Below are 18,774 nucleotides of genomic sequence, written 5' to 3'. Positions count from 1 at the left end.
AACGGGGTGTTGACAAAGGGTCGTTCAAGGGTGTGGGATGAACGACATGGTCACGTTGGACAACGACCCGTTCGCCGCTCCGGATGCTGCCCAGGCGCGGGCGCACCGCAATTACGCGGCGCTGCTGCGGATCGCCGAGCGGCACGCCGGCACCGACGCTCGCCGCCGGCGCTACGCGCACCCCGACGTCCCCGACGCCTACGAGGCGGCGACGCTGGTGATGGCGCTCGCTGGCGGCGCGGAGCTGGCGGAGGGCGAGGAGCCGGTCGACCAGGCGGACCTGATGGCCGCGCTGACCCTGATCCCGCACGTGCGCGCCGAGGTCGACGCGCTGGAGGCGGGGCTGTTGCAGGTGGCCCGCGGCCGGGGGATGACCTGGCAGGCGATCGCCTTCGGGCTGGGTCTGGGCAGCGCCCAGGCGGCCCGCCAGCGCTACGAGCGGCTGACCGTGCGCACCGGCACCGGCGACTGAGCACCGGCCGACTGTCACCGCGGCGGGTGAGACTGGTCCGGTGACCGGCACGAGAGGGATGCGATGACGCGCGAGGAGATGCTGTCCTACTGCCTGGCGAAGCCGGGCGCCTGGCTGGACCAGCCGTGGGAGGGCGACGAGGTGGTCAAGGTGGGCAGCCGGATCTTCGCCTTCCTCGGGTCCGCCGACGGCGAGGCGCGGGTGGGGGTCAAGTGCGGCCCGTCCCGCGAGGCCGCCGACGAGTGGGTGCACCGGTTCCCCGAGGACGCCCGCCCCTCCCCCTACATCGGCCGCTCGGGTTGGAACACCCTCCGGCTCGGCGGCGACATCCCCGACGACGAGTTGCGCGAGGCGCTCGACGGGTCGTACGACGCGGTGGTGGCGAAGCTGCCCAAGCGCGAGCGCCCCACGGCCTGACGGGCTCCGGCCACTGTGGTGACCCGTCGCTGCGAAACGTCGCGGCCGGGCTTGCGGGTCAGGCGGTCGCGTCGGATGTGGCCCGGGCCAGGCTCACCCCGCTGGCGATGATCCCGATGTGACTGAATGCTTGCGGGAAGTTACCGATGAAGGCGCCCGTGGCGGGGTCGATCTGTTCGGACAGCAGACCGAGCGGGCTCGTCCTCGCGCACAAGGACCCGTACAGCTCGTGCGCCTCTTCGAGGCGTCCCTGCTGGACGAGGTTCTCGACCAGCCAGAAGCTGCACAGCACGAAGGCGCCCTCGTCGCCTGCGATCCCGTCCGGCGCGTCCTCGTGCAGGTAGCGGTAGAGCACCCCGTCCCCGGCGGACAGCCGTTGGGCGACAGCGGCAGTGGTGGCGACCATCCGGGGATGGGTGGCGGGTAGCACCCGCCGCAGTGGCAGGGCCAGCAGGCTCGCGTCGAGCACCCCGCCGCCGTCGAGATGAGCGCTGAGCGTCTGGGCCTCCTCGTCCCAGGACCCCTCGAGGACACGTCGGGTCAGCTCGGCGGCCGCCGCACGCCACCGGGCTGTCGATCCGGGCAGGCCGAGCTGTTCGGCGAGGGCCGCCGCCCGATCCAGCGCCACCTGGCACATCCCGGCTGAGTAGGTGAACACCCGGCCGCCGCCCCGGATCTCCCAGAGCCCCTGATCCGGTTCCCGCCACGCCCACTCAGCGGCGTCAGCGAGCCCGCGCAGGTGGGCCCACAGGGCCGGCTGGAGCTCCCCCTCCACCGCGTACCCATTGGTCAGCGCAGTCGAGGACTTCTCCGTAGACGTCGTGCTGGCGCTGGTCGGCCGCGCTGTTGCCCCAGTGCACCGGGGCCGAGCCGCGGTAGCCCTCCAGCCCGGGGTCCTCGATCTCGTCGGGCACCGGGCCGCCGTCGAGGGTGTACATGATCCGTGGTTGCCGGCTGCGCTCGAAGGCGTCGAGCACCCATCCGAGGAACGCGTCCGCTTCGTTCCGGAATCCGACGCGGCGCATGGCGAACACGGTGAAGGCGGCGTCGCGGACCCACACGTAGCGGTAGTCCCAGTTGCGGACGCCCCCGATCGGTGCGGGCAGCGAGGACGTCGGTGCGGCCACCATGCCGCCGTTGACCCAGTCGTCGCACAGCTTGAGAGTGATCGCCGACCGACGGACCAGGGGCTCCTGAGGACCGCTGTAGGTGAAGTGGGCCATCCAGCGTCGCCACGCGTCCGCCGTCGTCGCCAGCATCTCCTCGGCGTCGAAGCGGTGGTGGCGGTGGACCCGGCCCCAGGAGAGCACCAGATCCAGGTGTTCGCCTTCCCGCAGGTCGAAGGTGGCCGGCAGGCTCGTCAGCGGGCGATCGGCGCGCAGGTGCAGTCGCAGGTCGGGTCGCCGGGAGGGTCGAATTTCCAGGCCGTGGAACGCGGCGTGGGTCTGGCCGCCGTCGCGGGGTTGCAGGTCGACGTCCAGCCGGACGGTGCCGTCGAGGACGCGCGCCGAGCGGACGAGTTCCGCGCGTCCGGCCGGTGCGTCGTCGGTGAGATCGGCGCCCGGGCGCACCACGATCGCATCGGTGATCTGGAGCAGGCCGGTGGCGGTGCGCAGCTCGGTGACCAGGACGGCGGTGTCCGGGAGGTAGTGCTGTCGCGCCTCGCGCAGATCCCGGGCGGTGACGGTGAAGTGCCCGCCGCGCTGCTTGTCGAGAAGGCCGGCGAGAACCGGTTCGGCGTCGAAGCGGGGTAGGCACAGCCAGGGGATCGAGCCGTCGACGCCGACGAGCGCCACGGTCGCGCCGTCCCCGATCAGACCCATGTCCTCCAGGCGAAGGTAGCCGTCGGGCCGGTGCACGGGCCGCAAGGGAGGGTTCGGGTCAAACATCGGCTCGCCTCCTGACCTGGCGCCCGGCGCCCTGGGCCACCTCGTTCAACGGGCGAGGACCCGGCCACCGAACAGGGCCAACGTCTCACCGGTGACGTAGCTGCTGTCCGCGTTGCTGGCGAAGAACAGGAAGGCGGGGGCGATCTCCTCGGGCTGCGCGGGCCGGCCCAGCGGTACGCCGTCAGTCTGGTCCCCGTACCCGGCCAGCCGCTCCGGACTACGGCTGGCGGCGTTCAACGGCGTCCACACCGGTCCGGGCGCCACACAGTTCACCCGGATGCCCCGCCCGATCAGTTCCGTCGCCAGCGACTTGGTGAAGGTGTGGATCGCGCCGTTGGTCTCCGCGTACCCGATGAGCGACGGGTTGCCCTCGAAACCGGCGACCGAACCGCAGTTGACGATGCAGCCGCCCGCGGGCAGGTGCGGCAGCGCCGCGCGTGCCATGTAGAAGTAGGCCGACACGTTGGTGCGGAACAGCTCGTCGAGAGCCTCGTCCGGAACGTCCGCCAGCGACGAGTACTGGAACAGGATGGCGGCGTTGTTCACCAGGATGTCCAGCCGGCCGAACTCCGCGGCGGTGCGCTCCACCGCCGAGTCGCAGAACGAGGAGTCCTTCACGTCTCCGGTCAGCACCAGGCAGCGCCGTCCCTCTTTCCCCACCAGTTCACGAACGTGGTCCGCGTCCTCCTGCTCCTCGGGCAGGCACACGATGGCCACGTCCGCCCCCTCCCGACCGAACAGGATCGCGACGGCGGCGCCGATGCCGCTGACCCCTCCGGTGATCAGCGCGGCGCAGTCGGTGAGTTTTCCGGAGCCGCGCAGCGCCTTCGCCTGGTTGCGCGGCCGCGGATCCATCCGGGCATCCAGTCCCGGCCTCGGCTGGGACTGCCCGGGAAACGGTGGCGTGGGCTGTTCGACAACTCTGTCCATCCCGTCGCCCCCTAGGTCCCGCCGCGCATGCCCCTTGCCGCACCGGCTAAAGACGGCCCGGGCCCCCAGCGTGATGCTGGGGGCCCGGGCATGCGTCATCCGACGGCGTCGGCCGGCGACCTGGTGAGTCAGCGGGGCACCACCCGCTCGGCGGTCCAGTCCCGCCAGCCGGCCAGCTTGTCCGCGGCGGCGGCGAGCTGGTCGGCCACCGGCGCGGGGCCGGTGGAGCCGGGGGTGATCCGGGCGGCCAGGGCGGAGCGCACCGAGAGCACGTCCCGCACCGAGGGGGCGAGGTGCTCGCTGACCGCGGCCAGGTCCTCGTCGGAGACCTCGTCCAGGGCGCAGTCACGGGCCACGCAGAGCGCCACCAGCTTGCCGGTGATCTCGTGCGCGTCGCGGAACGGCACGTTCCGGCGGACCAGCCAGTCGGCGACCTCGGTGGCCAGCGAGAAGCCCACCGGCGCGGCGGCCACCAGGCGGTCGACCCGGACGGTCATCGTGGAGATCATTCCGGCGAGCGCGGGCAGCAGCAGCTCCAGGGTGTCGACCGCGTCGAACGCCGGCTCCTTGTCCTCCTGCATGTCCCGGTCGTAGGTCATCGGCAGGCCCTTGAGCATGGTGAGCACGCTCATCAGGCCGCCGACCAGACGGCCGGACTTGCCCCGGGCCAGCTCGGCGATGTCCGCATTCTTCTTCTGCGGCATGATCGACGACCCGGTGGCGAACGCGTCGTCCAGCTCGACCCAGCCGAACTCGTGCGACGTCCACAGCACCACCTCCTCGCCGAGGCGGGACAGGTGCACGCCGATCATCGCGGTGGCGAAGAGGAACTCGGCGACGAAGTCCCGGTCGGCCACCGCGTCCATCGAGTTGGCGAAGGACGTGCGGAAGCCCAGTTCCTTGGCCACCGCCACCGGGTCCAGCGGCAGGCCGGAGCCGGCGAGCGCGCCCGCGCCGAGCGGGCTGACGGCGCACCGGTGGTCCCAGTCACGCAGCCGCTCCAGGTCCCGCAGCAGCGGCTGCACGTGGGCGAGCAGCCAGTGCCCGAAGGTGACCGGCTGGGCGTGCTGGAGATGGGTCATGCCGGGCGCGGCGGTCTCCACGTGCCGCTCCGCCTGCTCGACCAGGGCCTCGGCCAGCTCGACCAGCCGGGCGGCCACGCCGCGGGCGTGGTCGCGCAGGTAGAGGCGCATGTCGGTGGCGACCTGGTCGTTGCGGGAGCGGCCGGCGCGCAGCTTGCCGCCGAGGCTGCCGAGCCGCTCCAGCAGGCCGCGCTCCAGGGCGGTGTGCACGTCCTCGTCGTCGACCGTGGGCCGGAACGCCCCGGAGGCGCAGGCGGCCTCCAGGTCGTCCAGTGCGGCCAGGATCCTCCCCAGCTCCTCCGGGTCGAGCAGGCCGGCGCCGGCCAGCACCCGGGCGTGCGCCCGAGAGCCGGCGATGTCGTACGGGGCGAGGCGCCAGTCGAACTGGACGCTCACCGACAGCCGCGCGAGCGCCTCGGCGGGCCCGCCGGCGAACCGGCCTCCCCAGAGACTCGTCCGGTTGGCGGGGGCGCTGTTCTCGGTCAGGCTCTTGTCGTCCACCCCACCCATTGTGGCAGCGCTCACCTTTCGCTCCCGACTGCGGGGCTCACTCGCCCCGCTCCTTCACTCCTCGCGCTCGCACTCACGGTCAGGAGCCGCCCAGCCGGGCGTCCCGAGCGGCCGCCATCTTGCTGGGCAGGCCCCACAGCTGCACGAAGCCCTTGGCGAGCGACTGGTCGAAGGTGTCGCCGGTGTCGTAGGTGGCCATGCCGAAGTCGTAGAGGCTGGCCTCCGAGCGCCGGCCGGTGACGGTGGCCCGGCCCCCGTGCAGGGTGAGCCGCACCTCGCCGGAGACGTGCTGCTGGGCGTCGTCGATGAACGCGTCGAGCGACTGCTTCAGCGGCGAGAACCAGAGGCCGTCATAGACCAGCTCGCCCCAGCGCTGGTCGACGCCGCGCTTGAACCGGGCCAGGTCCCGCTCGACGGTGACCGCCTCCAGCTCCTGGTGGGCGGCGATCAGCGCGATCGCGCCCGGGGCCTCGTACACCTCGCGGCTCTTGATGCCGACCAGGCGGTCCTCGACCATGTCGAGCCGGCCGACGCCCTGTGCGCCGGCGCGCCGGTTCAGCTCCAGGATCGCCTGGTACGGGGTGACGGTCTCGCCGTCGACGGCGACCGGCACGCCGGCGTCGAAGGTGATGACCACCTCGTCGGCGTCGCGCGGTTCGGCCGGGTCGGCCGTGTAGGAGTAGAGGTCCTCGATCGGGCCGTTCCAGATGTCCTCCAGGAAGCCGGTCTCCACGGCACGGCCCCACAGGTTCTGGTCGATGGAGTACGGCGACTTCGCCGACACGTCGATCGGCAGCCCCTTCTCCTCGGCGAAGGCGATGGCCTTGTCCCGGGTCCAGGCGAAGTCCCGCGCCGGGGCGATGATCTTCAGGTCGGGGGCGAGCGCGCTCAGGCCGACCTCGAAGCGGACCTGGTCGTTGCCCTTGCCGGTGCAACCGTGCGACACGATGGTGCCGCCGTGCTTCTTCGCCGCGGCCACCAGGTGCTTGACGATCAGCGGCCGGGACAGCGCGGAGACCAGCGGGTAGCGGTCCATGTAAAGGGCGTTGGCCCGAATGGCCGGCAGGCAGTACTCGGCGGCGAACTCGTCGCGCGCGTCGACCACCTCCGACTCGACGGCGCCGCAGTCCAGCGCGCGCTGCCGGATGGCGTTCAGGTCCTCGCCGCCCTGGCCGACGTCGACCGCGACCGCGATCACCTCGGCGCCGGTCTGCTCGGCCAGGTAGGGAATGGCGACGGAGGTGTCGAGACCCCCGGAGTACGCCAGGACGACCCGCTCGGTCATGGTGTGGTGCTCCCTTCAACGTTCTCTTCCCGGCGGGCCCACGCGGCGAGCTTGTCGCCCAGTGCGGCGCCGCCGTCGGCCTCGCGGGCCACGACGAGGATGGTGTCGTCGCCGGCGATGGTGCCGACGATCTCGGACAGGCCCGCTCGGTCCAACGCGCTGGCCAGGTACTGGGCTGCGCCCGGCGGGGTGCGCAGCACGGCGATGTTGCCGCTGGAGTCGACCCCGTTGAGCAGCTCGCGCAGCAGCCGGACGAGGCGGGCCGGTGCGGCCTCGGCCTCCCGCAGCGGCCGGTGGCCGTCCTCCGGGATCAGGTAGACGCCCCGCCCGTCGCCGCCGCGCGCGGTGACCGCCCCGAGCTCCTTGAGGTCCCGGGACAGGGTCGCCTGGGTGACCTGGATGCCGTCACCGGCGAGCAGGTCGGCCAGCTCGGTCTGCGAGTGGACGGCCTGGTCGCGGATCAGCTCGACGATGCGGGCGTGCCGGGCGGTACGGGTCAGCGGGGCGGTCACCGAGCCTCCTTGGTCGCGACCGCGGGGCTCGCAGGCTCACTCCTCGCGCTCCCGGATGTCTCCAGAAGAAACGTCAGCAGCGCCTTCTGGGCGTGCAGGCGATTCTCCGCCTGGTCGAAGACGGCGCTGTGCGGCCCGTCGAGCACCTCGTCGGTGATCTCCTCGCCCCGGTGGGCGGGCAGGCAGTGCAGCACGATCACGTCGGCCGCGGCGTGGCCGAGCAGCGCGTCGTTGACCTGGTACGGCAGGAAGGGGGTGATCCGGTCCTGGCCGTCGGACTCCTGGCCCATCGAGGTCCAGGTGTCGGTGGCGACCACGTCGGCGGCGCGGACCGCCTCGACCGGGTCGGTGAGCACCCGGACCGAGCCGCCGGTGCCGGAGGCGATCTTCTCGGCCCGGGCCACGATCTCGGGCTCCGGCTGGAAACCGGCCGGGCCGGCGATCCGCACGTGCATCCCGGCGGTCGCCCCGGCCAGCAGGTACGAGTGCGCCATGTTGTTCGCGGCGTCCCCGAGGTAGGCCAGGGTATGCCCGGCGGTGGCGCCGAAGTGTTCGCGGACGGTGAGCAGGTCGGCGAGGAGCTGGCAGGGGTGGTAGGTGTCGGTGAGCGCGTTGACCACCGGCACGGTGGCGTGCGTGGCGACCTCGGCGATCCGGTCGTCGCCGTGGGTGCGCAGCACGATCGCGGCGACGTAGCGGGACAGCACCCGGCCGGCGTCGGCCAGCGTCTCGCCCCGGCCGAAGTGGGTGACCTGGGTGTCCACCACGAGCGGGTGCCCGCCCAGCTCGGCGATGCCGGCGTCGAAGGAGATCCGGGTGCGCAGGCTCTGCTTGTCGAAGAGCACCGCCACCGACTTCGGCCCGGCGAGGGGCTGGAACGCGAACCGGTCGGCCTTCATCCGGGCGGCCAGGTCGAGCACGGTGGCCTGCTCGGCCGGCGAGAGGTCGTCGTCCCGCAGGAAGTGGCGGATCATGCGGGGACCTCCGTGGCGGTGGGGGCGGGCGCGGCGGCCTCGAGGGCGGCCGGCAGCGCGGCGAGGAAGGCGTCGACCTGCTCGGCGCTGAGGATCAGCGGCGGGGCGAGCCGGACCACCCCCGGCTGCACCGGGTTGACCAGGAAGCCCGCCTCGCGCAGCGCGCCGGCCAGCGCGCCGGAGACCGGCGCGTCGAGCACGATGCCGAGCAGCAGGCCGGCGCCGCGGACACCGGCGACGAGCGGGTGGCCGAGCGCCTCGACGCCGCGGCGCAGCCGCTCCCCGATCCGCTTGACGTGGTCGAGCAGCCCCTCGTTGGCGATGGTGGCGACCACGGCGAGCGCCGCCGCGCAGCTGATCGGGTTGCCCCCGAACGTGGTCCCGTGCGAGCCGGGGCGCAGCAGTTCGGCGGCCCGCCCGAAGGCCAGGCAGGCGCCGAGCGGCAGCCCGCCGCCGAGCCCCTTGGCCAGGGTGACCACGTCCGGCTCGACGCCCTCGGCCTGGTGGGCGAACCAGTGCCCGGTGCGGCCGACGCCGGTCTGCACCTCGTCGAGCACCAGCAGCGCGCCGTGCGCGGCGGTGATCCGGCGGGCCTCGGCCAGGTAGCCGGGCGGCGGGACGACGACGCCGTTCTCCCCCTGGATCGGCTCGATGATCACCATGGCGGTGGCGTCGGTGACCGCCCTGGCCAGGGCGGCCGCGTCGCCGTACGGCACGTGGGTGACCTCGCCGGGCAGCGGGCGGAACGGGTCGGCCTTGGCGGGCTGCCCGGTCAGCGCCAGGGCGCCCATGGTCCGGCCGTGGAAGCCGCCGTGGGTGGCCACCACGTGGGTGCGTCCGGTGAGCCGGGAGAGCTTGAACGCCGCCTCGTTGGCCTCGGCGCCGGAGTTGGCCAGGAACACCCGGCCGGGGCGGCCGGCCAGGGCCAGGAGCAGCTCGGCCAGTGCCACCGGCGGCTCGGCGACGAACAGGTTGGACACGTGCCCGAGGGTGGCGACCTGCCGGGACACGGCGGCCACCACGGCCGGGTGGGCATGGCCGAGGGCGTTGACGGCGATGCCGCCGAGCAGGTCGACGTACTCCCGGCCGGCCTCGTCGACCACGACGGCGCCGGAGCCGGAGACGAGCGCCAGCGGCGGGGTGCCGTAGTTGTCCATCATGGCCTGGCCCCAGCGTTCGACCAGCGTGCTCATGACGAAATCACCATCGTGCCGAATCCTTCCGAGGTGAACACTTCGAGGAGCGTGGAGTGGGCGACCCGGCCGTCGACGACGTGCGCGGCGGGCACTCCCCCGCGCACCGCCCGCAGGCAGGCCTCCATCTTGGGGACCATCCCCGATTCCAGGGACGGCAGCAGCTTCGCCAGGTCGTCGGTGGTGATCTCGCTGACCAGGCTGGCCGTGTCGGGCCAGTCGGCGTAGAGGCCGGACACGTCGGTGAGGACGACCAGCTTGCGCGCCTCCAGCGCGATGGCGAGCGCGGCGGCGGCCGTGTCGGCGTTGAGGTTGTGCAGCACCCCGTCGACGTCCGGCGCGACCGTGGAGATGACCGGGATCCGGCCGGCCGCGATGAGGTCGGCCACCGCGGAGACGTCCACCGACTCCACGTCGCCCACCTGCCCGACGTCGACCGGCTCCCCGTCCACGTACGCCGGGCGGCGCACCGCGGTGAACAGGCCGGCGTCCTCGCCGGAGAGGCCGACGGCGAACGGGCCGTACGCGTTGATCAACCCGACCAGCTCGCGGCCGACCTGCCCGACGAGGACCATCCGGACGACGTCCATGGCCTCGGGGGTGGTGACCCGCAGGCCGCCCTTGAACTCGCTGGCGATGCCGAGCCGGCCGAGCATGGCGGAGATCTGCGGACCGCCGCCGTGCACGACGACCGGCTTGAGGCCGGCGTACCGGAGGAAGACCATGTCCGCGGCGAACGCCCGCTGAAGGTCGGGGTCGACCATGGCGTTGCCGCCGTACTTGAGCACGACGGTGGCGCCGGAGAAGCGGGCCAGCCAGGGCAGGGCCTCGATCAGCGTCTCGGCCTTGACCTGGGCCCGGGTGAGATCGGCGGTGAGGCTCATGACCGCGCCCGCTTTCCGTTCGCGACTGCGGGACCCCGCTCCGCTGCGTTCCTCGCGCTCACGACGAGTACGCCGAGTTCTCGTGCACGTACGCGTGCGACAGGTCGTTGGTCCAGATCGTCGCCGCCGCGTCGCCGGCGTGCAGGTCGATCCGGATGGTGACGTCCCGCCCGGTGAGGTCGACCTTGGCCCGGTCCTCGGCGGCGGCGCCGCCCCGGCACACCCAGATCCCGTTGACCGCGACGTCCACGCCGTCCGGCTCGAAGGCGGCGGCGGTGGTGCCGACGGCGGCGAGGATCCGCCCCCAGTTCGGGTCGTTGCCGAACAAGGCGGTCTTGACCAGGTTGTTCCGGGCCACCGAGCGGCCCACCTCGACCGCGTCGTCCTCGTCGGCCGCGCCGACCACGTCGATGGCGATCTGCTTGGTGGCGCCCTCGGCGTCGGCGATCAGCTGCTGGGCCAGGTCGTGGCAGGCGGCGGTGACCGCCGCGGTCAGCTCCGCCTCGGTCGGCTCGATGCCGGACGCGCCGCTGGCCAGCAGCAGCACGGTGTCGTTGGTGGACATGCAGCCGTCGGAGTCGACCCGGTCGAAGGTGACCCGGGTGGCGGCCCGCAGCGCGGCGTCCAGGATCTCCGGCCCGGCCACCGCGTCGGTGGTGAGCACGCAGAGCATGGTGGCCATGGCCGGGGCGAGCATCCCGGCGCCCTTGGCCATGCCGCCGACGGTCCAGCCGCTCCCCCGGGCCACGGTGGTCTTGGGCCGGGTGTCGGTGGTCATGATCGCCTCGGCGGCCGGGTGACCGCCGTCGCGGGACAGGCCGCGCACCGCGCCGCGGACGCCCGGGAGCAGCTTCTCCATGGGCAGGCGCTCGCCGATCAGGCCGGTGGAGCAGACCGCCACCTCGCCGGCGCCGACCATGAGCCGGGGGCTGCTGGCGGTGAGCGCGGCGGCGGTGTGCTCGGCGGTGGCGTGAGTGTCCTGGAAGCCGGCCGGGCCGGTGCATGCGTTGGCGCCGCCGGAGTTGAGGACCACGGCGCGGACCACGCCGCCACGGACGACCTGCTGGGTCCAGAGCACCGGGGCGGCCTTGACCCGGTTGGCGGTGAAGACGCCGGCGACCCCGGCGTCGGGTCCGTCGTTGACGACGAGGGCGACGTCGCCGGCGCCGCTGGCCTTGAGGCCGGCGGCCACGCCGGCGGCGCGGAAGCCCCGGGGGGTGGTGACTGTCATGGCGCGACTCCGAAGGTCGACAGGCCGGTGGTCTCGGGGAGGTCGAACATCAGGTTGGCGTTCTGCACGGCCTGGCCGGCCGCGCCCTTGCCCAGGTTGTCGATGGCGCTGACCACGATCACCCGGCCGGAGTCGGCGTCGACGGTGGCCTGGAGGTGGCAGGAGTTGCCGCCGGCCGTGGCGGCGGTGTGCGGCCACGCCCCCTCGGGCAGCAGGTGCACGAAGGGCTCGTCGGCGTACGCCCCGGCCAGCACCTCGCGCGGGTCGGCGTCGCCGGTGGGGACGGCGGTGACGGTGGCCAGGATGCCCCGCGGCATGGGTGCCAGGACCGGGGTGAAGGAGAGGCTGGTCGCGCCGGTGGTCTGCTTGATCTCCGGCACGTGCTGGTGGGCGCCGACCTTGTAGGGCGACAGGTCGCCCATCACCTCGCTGCCGAGCAGGTGGGGCTTGGCGGCCCGGCCGGCGCCGGAGGTGCCGGAGGCGGCGACCACCACCACGTCGGCGGGGAAGACCGCGCCGGCGGCGATCAGCGGGGCGAGCGCCAGGGTGGTGGCGACCGCGTAGCAGCCGGTGCTGGCCACCCGGTCGGCCGCGGCGATGGCGGCTCGCTGGCCGGGCAGCTCGGGCAGGCCGTAGGTCCAGGCGCCGGCGTGGTCGCCGCCGTAGTAGCGGTCCCAGGCGTCGGCGTCGCGCAGCCGGTGGTCGGCGCCGAGGTCCACCACCTTGACCGAGCCGGGCAGGGCCGCGGCCAGGGCCGCCGACTGGCCGTGCGGCAGGGCCAGGAAGACCAGGTCCGCGTCGGCCAGGGCGGTCGGGTCGGTCGCCCCGAAGGCCAGGTCCAGCCCGGCGAGCTGCGGGTGTACGGCGGCGACGGGCCGGCCGGCCGAGGCGTGGGCGGTGGCGGCGACCAGGTCGAACTCGGGGTGGCCGGCGAGCAGCCGGAGCAGCTCGCCGCCGGCGTACCCGCTCGCCCCGGCGACCGCGACTCGGATGCCCATACTCACCTCCGCATGACTATGCAACGAAGGCTAGCAGCGATGATCCGCCCCTGCAAGTTCATACGGCGTGATGCATGAAACTGCGCAGGGGGTGGGAAACCCTCGACAGACGGCGACGGCCCTGCGGGTGAACCCGCAGGGCCGTCGTAACCGGCGTTCGTCAGGCGCCGCGCAGCGTGGCGCCGAAGCGGCGGGCGGCCTCGGCCACCGCCGCGTCCCGGGCGGCCACCGCCTCCTCGCCCGCGAGGGTCCGGTCCGGGGCCCGGAACGTCAGCTTGTACGCCAGCGACCGGCGGCCCGCGCCGAGCTGCTCGGACGCGTACACGTCGAAGAGCCGGACGTCCTCCAGCAGCGGGCCGGCCCCCTCGACGAGGGCCCGCTCCACCTCGGCGGCCGGGACCGACTCGTCCACCACCAGCGCCACGTCGATCAGCGCGGGCGGGAAGGTGGAGACGGCCGGGCCGGCCACCACCGGCGCGGCGGGCAGCGCCTCCAGGTTCAGCTCCATGACGCTGGTCCGCCGGGGCAGCTCCAGCGTCGCCACCACGTTCGGGTGCAGCTCACCGGCGTACCCGACCACCGTGTCGTCCACCAGCAGCTCGGCGCAGCGGCCGGGGTGCCAGGGGGCCCGCTCGGCGGCCCGGACGGTGACCCGGTCGGCCGGGAGGCCGGCGGCGGCCAGCACGGTCCGGCCGGCCTCGACGGCGTCCGCCCAGCCGGCCGCGCGGCCCGCGCCCCACCAGCCGGTCGGCTCCATCTCGCCGGTGAGCGCCACGGCGACGTGCCGCGGCTGGTCCGGCACCACCGCGTCGGCGCGGGCGAACTCCTCGTCGGTCGGGCGCCGGTCCACACCCATGGCCGGCGGGGCGCCGGCGCCCGGACGCGGGTGGAACACCACGCCGATCTCGTAGATCGCCACGTCCCGCTGGCCCCGGCCGACGTTGCGCTTGAGGATGCCGAGCAGCGGGCCGAGCAGCGTGGTGCGCAGCAGCGGCTCCTCCTCGGACAGCGGGTTGGCCACCCGCACCGCGGGGCGGCGCGGGTCGTCGGCCGGCAGGCCGAGCTGGTCGACCAGCTCCGCGGAGACGAACGGGTGCGCCAGGACCTCGACGTACCCGCGCTCGGCGAGCGACCGGGCGACCGCCCGGCGACGCTGCTGCTGCCCGGTCAGGCCGCGGCCGGGAGGCGCGGTGGGCAGCACCGACGGCACCCGGTCGTAGCCGTCGAGGCGGACCACCTCCTCGACCAGATCGGCCGGGTCGGTGAGGTCGGGCCGCCAGGTCGGCGGCATCACGCTCAGCACCTCGCTGCCCGCCGCGGCGGCCACGCCGGTCTCGCCCGGGTCCTCGCCGAGCCGGTCGGCGCCCCGGGTGACCGTGCAGCCGACCTGCTCCAGCAGCTCCACCACCCGCTCCGGCGGGTACGCCACGCCGACCCGGCGCGACGGCAGGTCCACCGGCAGGGCCACCGGGGTACGCGGCCGGACGTGGTCGAGGTCGAGGATCTCGGCGCCGACGGTGCCACCGGCGTGCTCGCTGAGCAGCCGGACCGCCTTCTCCAGCGCCACCAGCGGGAGCGCCGGGTCGACGCCCCGCTCCCAGCGCTTGGCCGCCTCGCTGAACAGCTTGTGCCGCCGGGCGGTGCGGCCGACCATGGCCGGGTCCCAGTGCGCCGCCTCGAAGAGCACGTTCGTGGTGGAGGCGACGACCTCGCTGGTCTCGCCGCCCATCACCGCGGCGAGCGAGATCGGCCCGGTGTCGTCGCAGATCACCATGTCCTCGGCGACCAGCGTGCGGGTGACCCCGTCCAGGGTGGTCAGCTTCTCCCCCGGCTCGGCCCGGCGGACCACCAGCGGGCCGCTGATCCGGTCGGCGTCGAAGGCGTGCATCGGCTGGCCGAGTTCGAGCATCAGGTAGTTGGTGATGTCGACCGGCAGCGAGATGCTGCGGACGCCGGCCACGGTGAGCCGCCTGGACAGCCAGCCGGGGGTCTGCGCGGTCGGGTCGACGCCGCGGACCATCCGGGCGGCGAACCGGTCGCAGCCGACGATGTCGCGGACCTCGACCGGGTACGCCGGCTCGGCGGTCGCGCCCGGGGCCGGGAGGTCGGCGGGGTCGTGGAACGGCACCCCGAGGGCGTGGGACAGCTCGCGGGCGAGACCCCGGACGCTGAGCGCGTACCCGCGGTCCGGGGTGATCTCCAGCTCGACCACGACGTCGTCGAGGCCGACCACCGGGCGGGCGTCGTCGCCCGGCTTGGCCGGGGTGTCCTCGGGCAGCACGATGATGCCCGCGTGGTCGTCGCCCAGGCCCAACTCCTTCGCGGAGGTGATCATGCCGGCGGAGGTGCGCCCGTACGTCTTGCGCGCACCGATGTGGAAGTGGCCGGGCAGCACGCCGCCGGGGAGGATCACCACGACCCGGTCGCCCTGGGCGAAGTTGCGCGCCCCGCAGACGATCTCCTGCGGCTCGCCGGTGCCGTTGGCGGCACCGACGTCCACCTTGCAGAAGCGGATCGGCTTCTTGAAGCCGGTCAGCTCCTCGATCTCCAGCACCTCACCGACCACCAGCGGGCCGGTGACGGTCTCCCGCAGGTCCACCACGGAGTCGACCTCGATGCCGAGGTCGACCAGCGCCTGCTCCAGGTCACCGGTGGGCAGGTCGGCCGGGAGGTCGACGTACTCCCGCAGCCAACTGACAGAAACTCGCATGACTGTTAAACCACCGTCTCCGTAACTCGTGCCCGCACCGTCAGACCCCGAACGCGCGGGTGAACCGCACGTCGCCCTCGGCCATGTCCCGCATGTCGCTGACCCCGTGCCGGAACATCACGGTCCGGTCGATGCCCATGCCGAAGGCGAATCCGGAGTAGACCTCCGGGTCGATGCCGCAGGCGCGCAGCACCCGCGGGTTCACCATGCCGCAGCCGCCCCACTCGACCCACTGCGGACCGTCCCGGTGCTCCGGGAACCAGACGTCGAACTCGGCGGACGGCTCGGTGAACGGGAAGTAGTGCGGCCGGAACCGGGTCTTCGCGCCCTCGCCGAACATGGCCCGGGCGAAGTGGTCCAGCGTGCCGCGCAGGTGCGCCATGGTGATGCCCTTGTCGACCACCAGGCCCTCGACCTGGTGGAAGACCGGGGCGTGGGTGGCGTCCAGCTCGTCGGTGCGGTAGACCCGGCCGGGCACCACCACGTAGATCGGCGGCTTGCGGGTCAGCATGGTGCGCGCCTGCACCGGCGAGGTGTGGGTGCGCAGCACCAGGCCCGAACTCTCCGCGCCCGCGGAGGGGGCGATGTGGAAGGTGTCCATGAGGCCGCGCGCCGGGTGGTCGGCGGGGATGTTCAGCGCGTCGAAGTTGGTCCACTCCAGCTCGACCTCGGGGCCCTCGGCCACCTCGTAGCCCATCCCGATGAACAGGTCGCTGATCTGCTCCATCAGGGTGCTCAACGGGTGGCGGGCGCCACGCGGCCGCCGGTCGTAGGGCAGGGTCACGTCGACCCGCTCCTCGACCAGCACCCGCTCGGCCTGCTCGCGCTCCAGGATCTCCTGCCGGGCCGCGTACGCGGTCTCGATGGCGCGGCGGGCCTCGTTGACCCGCTTGCCGGCGTCGGACTTCGCGGCCGGCGGCAGCGCGCCGATCTCCCGGCGCGCCAGCGACACCGGGGACCGGTCCCCGAGGTGCGCGGGGCGCAGCGCGGTCAGCGCGTCCGGGTCGGCGGCGGCGGCGAACGCCTTCTCGGCGTCGGCCACGGCCGCGGCCAGGGCGTCCGGGTCGAGCAGGGCGACCTGCTTCGGGTCGTACGGATCGTTGCGGTAGCTCATGGCGTACGGGCACTCCCTCACGGCGGCGCCGGCCCTCACGGGCGGCTAGGCGAGTCTACGGACGCGCGGCTTCGCCGCAGCCCGCCGGTGGGAGTCGAGCAGGAGGAAGGGTCAGGCCCGCCGCCCGCCGACACCGGCGGGCTGGCTAAACGAACGCCGTGGCGCGTTCATCATTCGGCTGACTCCCCTGCTGTGTGGCCGCGCGGACCCGCGGGTCGGCGCAGCGCTCTCGCTGAAGCGTACAGGCAGACGGCCGCGGCCGCAGCCAGGTTCAGGCTCTCGGCGCGCCCGTGCAGCGGCACCCGGACCCGGGCGTCGGCCACGGCGGTCAACTCCTCGGGCAGCCCGTGCGCCTCGGAACCGAAGAGCCAGGCGGTCGGGGCGGCGAGCCGGCCGGCGTCGGCCAGGTCGTCGAGGTCGCTGTCGCCGTACCCGGTCGTGGCCAGGACGGTGAGGCCGGCGGAGCGCAGCGCGGCGACCACGGCGACCGGCTCGGTGGCGCGGACCACGTCGACGTGGAACAGGCTGCCGGCGGAGGCCCGCACGCACTTGCCGTTGTAGGGGTCGACGGCGTCGCCCGCGAAGATCACCGCGCCGGCGCCGGCCGCGTCGGCGGTGCGCAGCACGGTACCGGCGTTGCCGGGGTCGCGGATCTCGGCGAGCACCGCGACCAGGCGGGGCCCGCGCGCCAGGGCGGCGTCCAGGGGTACGTCGAGGTGCCGGCAGACCGCGACCAGGCCCTGCGGGGCGACGGTCTCGGCGAGCGCGGCGAGCGCCTCGTCGGTGACCTCGGAGACCGGCACGTCGGCCCGGGCCGCGAGCGCGGCGAGGTCGGCGTACCGGTCCAGGGCGGCCGGGGTGCCGAACAGCTCGACCACGGTGCCGGCGCGGGCGAGCGCCTCGCGGACGGCCTGCGGCCCCTCGGCCAGGAACCGGCCGGTGGTCTCCCGGTCCCGCCGGCGCTGGAGCCGGCGGGCGGCGACCACCCGCGGGGTACGCGGGGTGAACGGACCGGGAACAGCGTCGAGGCGCCTCCCGCGCGATGGTGACTGCATGGGAGACGCCTCGATCTGCTGGTACGGGTGGGTCAGGCGGCCTGGGCCGCGGCGCCACCGGTGCCTTCGGCCGCCACGGCGGCGCGGGCCAGCTCGACGATCGCGGCGAACGCCGCGGCGTCGTTGACGGCCAGGTCGGCCAGGATCTTGCGGTCGACCTCGATGCCGGCCAGGCGCAGGCCCTGGATCAGCCGGTTGTAGGTCAGGCCGTTGGCCCGGGCGCCGGCGTTGATCCGCTGGATCCAGAGCTGCCGGAAGTCGCCCTTGCGGTCACGACGGTCCCGGTAGGAGTACTGCATCGAGTGCAGCACCTGCTCCTTGGCCTTGCGGTAGAGCCGGGAGCGCTGACCGCGGTAACCGCTCGCGGTCTCCAGCAGGGTACGACGCTTCTTCTGGGCGTTCACAGCCCGCTTGACGCGTGCCATCTCAACTCCTCTATCGGTTCAGGTGGCGCGCGTCAGCGGCCGAGCAGCTTCTTGATTCGCTTGACGTCAGCCTTGACCAGCTCGACGGTGCCGGTCAGCCGGCGGGTCCGGGTGGAGGCCTTCTTCTCCAGGTTGTGGCGGAGGCCGGCCTGCTGGGCAACGATCTTGCCCTTGCCGGTCACCTTGACCCGCTTGCCCATCCCCGTGTGGCTCTTCATCTTCGGCATGTGGAACGTCTTCTCCCTGTTACTGGCCGCTGGTGTCAGCGGTCGGGCCGGTCTCACCGGCTGTTGCGGTCTCGCCGGCCTCCGGGGTCTCGCCACCTGCCGGGGCGGCGGACTCCTCCGCGGCCCGGTCCCGGGGTCCACCGCGGGACGCCGTCGCGGCGACCGCGGAGGCCTTCACGGCCCGGTGCGGAGCGAGCACCATGATCATGTTTCGGCCGTCCTGCTTCGGCGCGGCCTCGACGTAACCCAGGTCCGTGATCTCGGACTCGAGCCGGCGCAGGAGCCGGTAACCCAGCTCCGGGCGGCTCTGCTCGCGACCGCGGAACATGATCGTCACCTTGACCTTGTCGCCCGCCTTGAGGAACCGCACCACGTGACCCTTCTTGGTCTCGTAGTCGTGCGGGTCGATCTTCGGCCGGAGCTTCATCTCCTTGATGACGGTCTGCTGCTGGTTACGCCGCGCTTCGCGCGCCTTCAGTGCGCTCTCGTACTTGAACTTGCCGAAGTCCATGAGCTTGCACACCGGCGGGCGCGCCATCGGCGCAACCTCGACCAGGTCCAGGTCGACGTCCGCGGCCAGCTGCAGGGCGCGCTCCAGCGGGACGATGCCCACCTGCTCACCCTCAGGGCCGACCAGTCGGACCTCACGTGCCCGGATCTGCTCGTTCACGCGTGGTTCGACGCTGATGGGGCCTCCTCGAGTCGAGTCTTCTACGGTGCCGACTCCGCGGGCTCCCGGACGGGAGCCGACCCGGAAAGCAGAAGGCCCCGGCGCATGCCAGGGCCCACTCGACCGGTCGGCACGATCACAGGATCGCGCATCCGGGACCGGGACGTGCCCGGAACCGGGAGACCGGGACCCGGCC

The 18,774-nt window shown here is 73.5% G+C and carries 19 protein-coding genes; 2 read left to right on the top strand and 17 right to left on the bottom strand.

Annotated elements, in window-relative coordinates; all coding sequences use genetic code 11:
* The first annotated feature begins 37 nt into the window (after nt 1–37).
* Complete coding sequence (locus AB0F68_RS25370; RefSeq protein ID WP_357342561.1) at nt 38–472, top strand: DNA-binding protein; 435 nt, start codon at nt 38–40, stop codon at nt 470–472.
* Nucleotides 473–535: 63 nt separating this feature from the next.
* Complete coding sequence (locus AB0F68_RS25365; protein WP_357342559.1) at nt 536–889, top strand: MmcQ/YjbR family DNA-binding protein; 354 nt, start codon at nt 536–538, stop codon at nt 887–889.
* Nucleotides 890–947: 58 nt separating this feature from the next.
* Here AB0F68_RS25365 and AB0F68_RS25360 read toward each other — a convergent pair whose 3' ends face one another.
* The 17 genes from AB0F68_RS25360 to infC form a co-directional block, all read right to left on the bottom strand.
* Entirely contained in the window at nt 948–1,664 is a 717-nt protein-coding gene (locus AB0F68_RS25360) for a glycoside hydrolase family 15 protein (RefSeq protein WP_357342557.1), read from the bottom strand.
* Nucleotides 1,612–2,712: a glycoside hydrolase family 15 protein gene (locus tag AB0F68_RS25355; RefSeq protein WP_357342555.1), complete on the bottom strand. Its 1,101-nt coding sequence runs from the start codon at nt 2,710–2,712 to the stop codon at nt 1,612–1,614. Before AB0F68_RS25355 ends, AB0F68_RS25360 begins: the two co-directional genes overlap by 53 nt.
* Nucleotides 2,713–2,823: 111 nt before the next feature.
* A complete protein-coding gene (locus AB0F68_RS25350; protein ID WP_357342553.1) occupies nt 2,824–3,633 on the bottom strand; it encodes an SDR family oxidoreductase in 810 nt (269 codons plus the stop codon).
* A gap of 203 nt (nt 3,634–3,836) precedes the next feature.
* The gene (argH, locus tag AB0F68_RS25345; RefSeq protein ID WP_357342610.1) at nt 3,837–5,300 is read right to left on the bottom strand and encodes an argininosuccinate lyase; all 1,464 of its coding nucleotides are present in this window, start codon (nt 5,298–5,300) and stop codon (nt 3,837–3,839) included.
* Between the two features lie 79 nt (nt 5,301–5,379).
* Nucleotides 5,380–6,585 carry an argininosuccinate synthase gene (locus tag AB0F68_RS25340; protein ID WP_357342551.1) on the bottom strand — a complete coding sequence of 402 codons (1,206 nt, stop codon included), beginning with the start codon at nt 6,583–6,585 and terminating at the stop codon, nt 5,380–5,382.
* Nucleotides 6,582–7,097 carry an arginine repressor gene (locus AB0F68_RS25335; protein WP_357342548.1) on the bottom strand — a complete coding sequence of 172 codons (516 nt, stop codon included), beginning with the start codon at nt 7,095–7,097 and terminating at the stop codon, nt 6,582–6,584. Before AB0F68_RS25335 ends, AB0F68_RS25340 begins: the two co-directional genes overlap by 4 nt.
* On the bottom strand, nt 7,094–8,071 hold the full coding sequence (gene argF, locus AB0F68_RS25330; protein WP_357342546.1) for an ornithine carbamoyltransferase: 978 nt from the start codon (nt 8,069–8,071) through the stop codon (nt 7,094–7,096). Before argF ends, AB0F68_RS25335 begins: the two co-directional genes overlap by 4 nt.
* Nucleotides 8,068–9,264: an acetylornithine transaminase gene (locus AB0F68_RS25325; RefSeq protein ID WP_357342545.1), complete on the bottom strand. Its 1,197-nt coding sequence runs from the start codon at nt 9,262–9,264 to the stop codon at nt 8,068–8,070. The genes argF and AB0F68_RS25325 overlap by 4 nt, the downstream gene beginning before the upstream one ends.
* Entirely contained in the window at nt 9,261–10,148 is an 888-nt protein-coding gene (gene argB, locus AB0F68_RS25320; RefSeq protein ID WP_357342543.1) for an acetylglutamate kinase, read from the bottom strand. The genes AB0F68_RS25325 and argB overlap by 4 nt, the downstream gene beginning before the upstream one ends.
* 58 nt (nt 10,149–10,206) lie before the next feature.
* Nucleotides 10,207–11,379: a bifunctional glutamate N-acetyltransferase/amino-acid acetyltransferase ArgJ gene (gene argJ / locus AB0F68_RS25315; protein ID WP_357342541.1), complete on the bottom strand. Its 1,173-nt coding sequence runs from the start codon at nt 11,377–11,379 to the stop codon at nt 10,207–10,209.
* Complete coding sequence (gene argC, locus AB0F68_RS25310) at nt 11,376–12,377, bottom strand: N-acetyl-gamma-glutamyl-phosphate reductase (protein ID WP_357342540.1); 1,002 nt, start codon at nt 12,375–12,377, stop codon at nt 11,376–11,378. Before argC ends, argJ begins: the two co-directional genes overlap by 4 nt.
* Before the next feature lie 160 nt (nt 12,378–12,537).
* Complete coding sequence (pheT, locus tag AB0F68_RS25305; protein WP_357342538.1) at nt 12,538–15,087, bottom strand: phenylalanine--tRNA ligase subunit beta; 2,550 nt, start codon at nt 15,085–15,087, stop codon at nt 12,538–12,540.
* Nucleotides 15,088–15,127: 40 nt separating this feature from the next.
* Complete coding sequence (pheS, locus tag AB0F68_RS25300; RefSeq protein ID WP_357342536.1) at nt 15,128–16,201, bottom strand: phenylalanine--tRNA ligase subunit alpha; 1,074 nt, start codon at nt 16,199–16,201, stop codon at nt 15,128–15,130.
* A gap of 170 nt (nt 16,202–16,371) precedes the next feature.
* Nucleotides 16,372–17,256, bottom strand: coding sequence for an RNA methyltransferase (locus AB0F68_RS25295; RefSeq protein ID WP_357342534.1), 885 nt, complete (start codon nt 17,254–17,256; stop codon nt 16,372–16,374).
* 32 nt (nt 17,257–17,288) lie between these two features.
* Entirely contained in the window at nt 17,289–17,681 is a 393-nt protein-coding gene (rplT, locus tag AB0F68_RS25290) for a 50S ribosomal protein L20 (RefSeq protein WP_091263835.1), read from the bottom strand.
* Between the two features lie 32 nt (nt 17,682–17,713).
* Entirely contained in the window at nt 17,714–17,908 is a 195-nt protein-coding gene (gene rpmI, locus AB0F68_RS25285; protein WP_132265097.1) for a 50S ribosomal protein L35, read from the bottom strand.
* A gap of 19 nt (nt 17,909–17,927) precedes the next feature.
* On the bottom strand, nt 17,928–18,578 hold the full coding sequence (gene infC / locus AB0F68_RS25280; RefSeq protein WP_357342532.1) for a translation initiation factor IF-3: 651 nt from the start codon (nt 18,576–18,578) through the stop codon (nt 17,928–17,930).
* Between the last annotated feature and the right edge of the window lie 196 nt (nt 18,579–18,774).

Source organism: Micromonospora sp. NPDC023966, from assembly GCF_040639095.1.
Taxonomy (GTDB): Bacteria; Actinomycetota; Actinomycetes; order Mycobacteriales; family Micromonosporaceae; genus Micromonospora.
The sequence above is the reverse complement of the archived record's forward strand: the minus strand, read 5'-3'. Positions and strand labels throughout refer to the sequence as shown.

Bases quoted from the DNA above. Each gene is read 5' to 3' on its own strand.
- AB0F68_RS25370 (WP_357342561.1), top strand. From the start codon at position 38: ATGAACGACATGGTCACGTTGGACAACGACCCGTTCGCCGCTCCGGAT.
- AB0F68_RS25365 (WP_357342559.1), top strand. From the start codon at position 536: ATGACGCGCGAGGAGATGCTGTCCTACTGCCTGGCGAAGCCGGGCGCC.
- AB0F68_RS25355 (WP_357342555.1), bottom strand. From the start codon at position 2,712: ATGGGTCTGATCGGGGACGGCGCGACCGTGGCGCTCGTCGGCGTCGAC.
- AB0F68_RS25350 (WP_357342553.1), bottom strand. From the start codon at position 3,633: ATGGATCCGCGGCCGCGCAACCAGGCGAAGGCGCTGCGCGGCTCCGGA.
- argH (WP_357342610.1), bottom strand. From the start codon at position 5,300: ATGGGTGGGGTGGACGACAAGAGCCTGACCGAGAACAGCGCCCCCGCC.
- AB0F68_RS25340 (WP_357342551.1), bottom strand. From the start codon at position 6,585: ATGACCGAGCGGGTCGTCCTGGCGTACTCCGGGGGTCTCGACACCTCC.
- argF (WP_357342546.1), bottom strand. From the start codon at position 8,071: ATGATCCGCCACTTCCTGCGGGACGACGACCTCTCGCCGGCCGAGCAG.
- AB0F68_RS25325 (WP_357342545.1), bottom strand. From the start codon at position 9,264: ATGAGCACGCTGGTCGAACGCTGGGGCCAGGCCATGATGGACAACTAC.
- argB (WP_357342543.1), bottom strand. From the start codon at position 10,148: ATGAGCCTCACCGCCGATCTCACCCGGGCCCAGGTCAAGGCCGAGACG.
- argJ (WP_357342541.1), bottom strand. From the start codon at position 11,379: ATGACAGTCACCACCCCCCGGGGCTTCCGCGCCGCCGGCGTGGCCGCC.
- argC (WP_357342540.1), bottom strand. From the start codon at position 12,377: ATGGGCATCCGAGTCGCGGTCGCCGGGGCGAGCGGGTACGCCGGCGGC.
- pheT (WP_357342538.1), bottom strand. From the start codon at position 15,087: ATGCGAGTTTCTGTCAGTTGGCTGCGGGAGTACGTCGACCTCCCGGCC.
- pheS (WP_357342536.1), bottom strand. From the start codon at position 16,201: ATGAGCTACCGCAACGATCCGTACGACCCGAAGCAGGTCGCCCTGCTC.
- AB0F68_RS25295 (WP_357342534.1), bottom strand. From the start codon at position 17,256: ATGCAGTCACCATCGCGCGGGAGGCGCCTCGACGCTGTTCCCGGTCCG.
- rplT (WP_091263835.1), bottom strand. From the start codon at position 17,681: ATGGCACGCGTCAAGCGGGCTGTGAACGCCCAGAAGAAGCGTCGTACC.
- rpmI (WP_132265097.1), bottom strand. From the start codon at position 17,908: ATGCCGAAGATGAAGAGCCACACGGGGATGGGCAAGCGGGTCAAGGTG.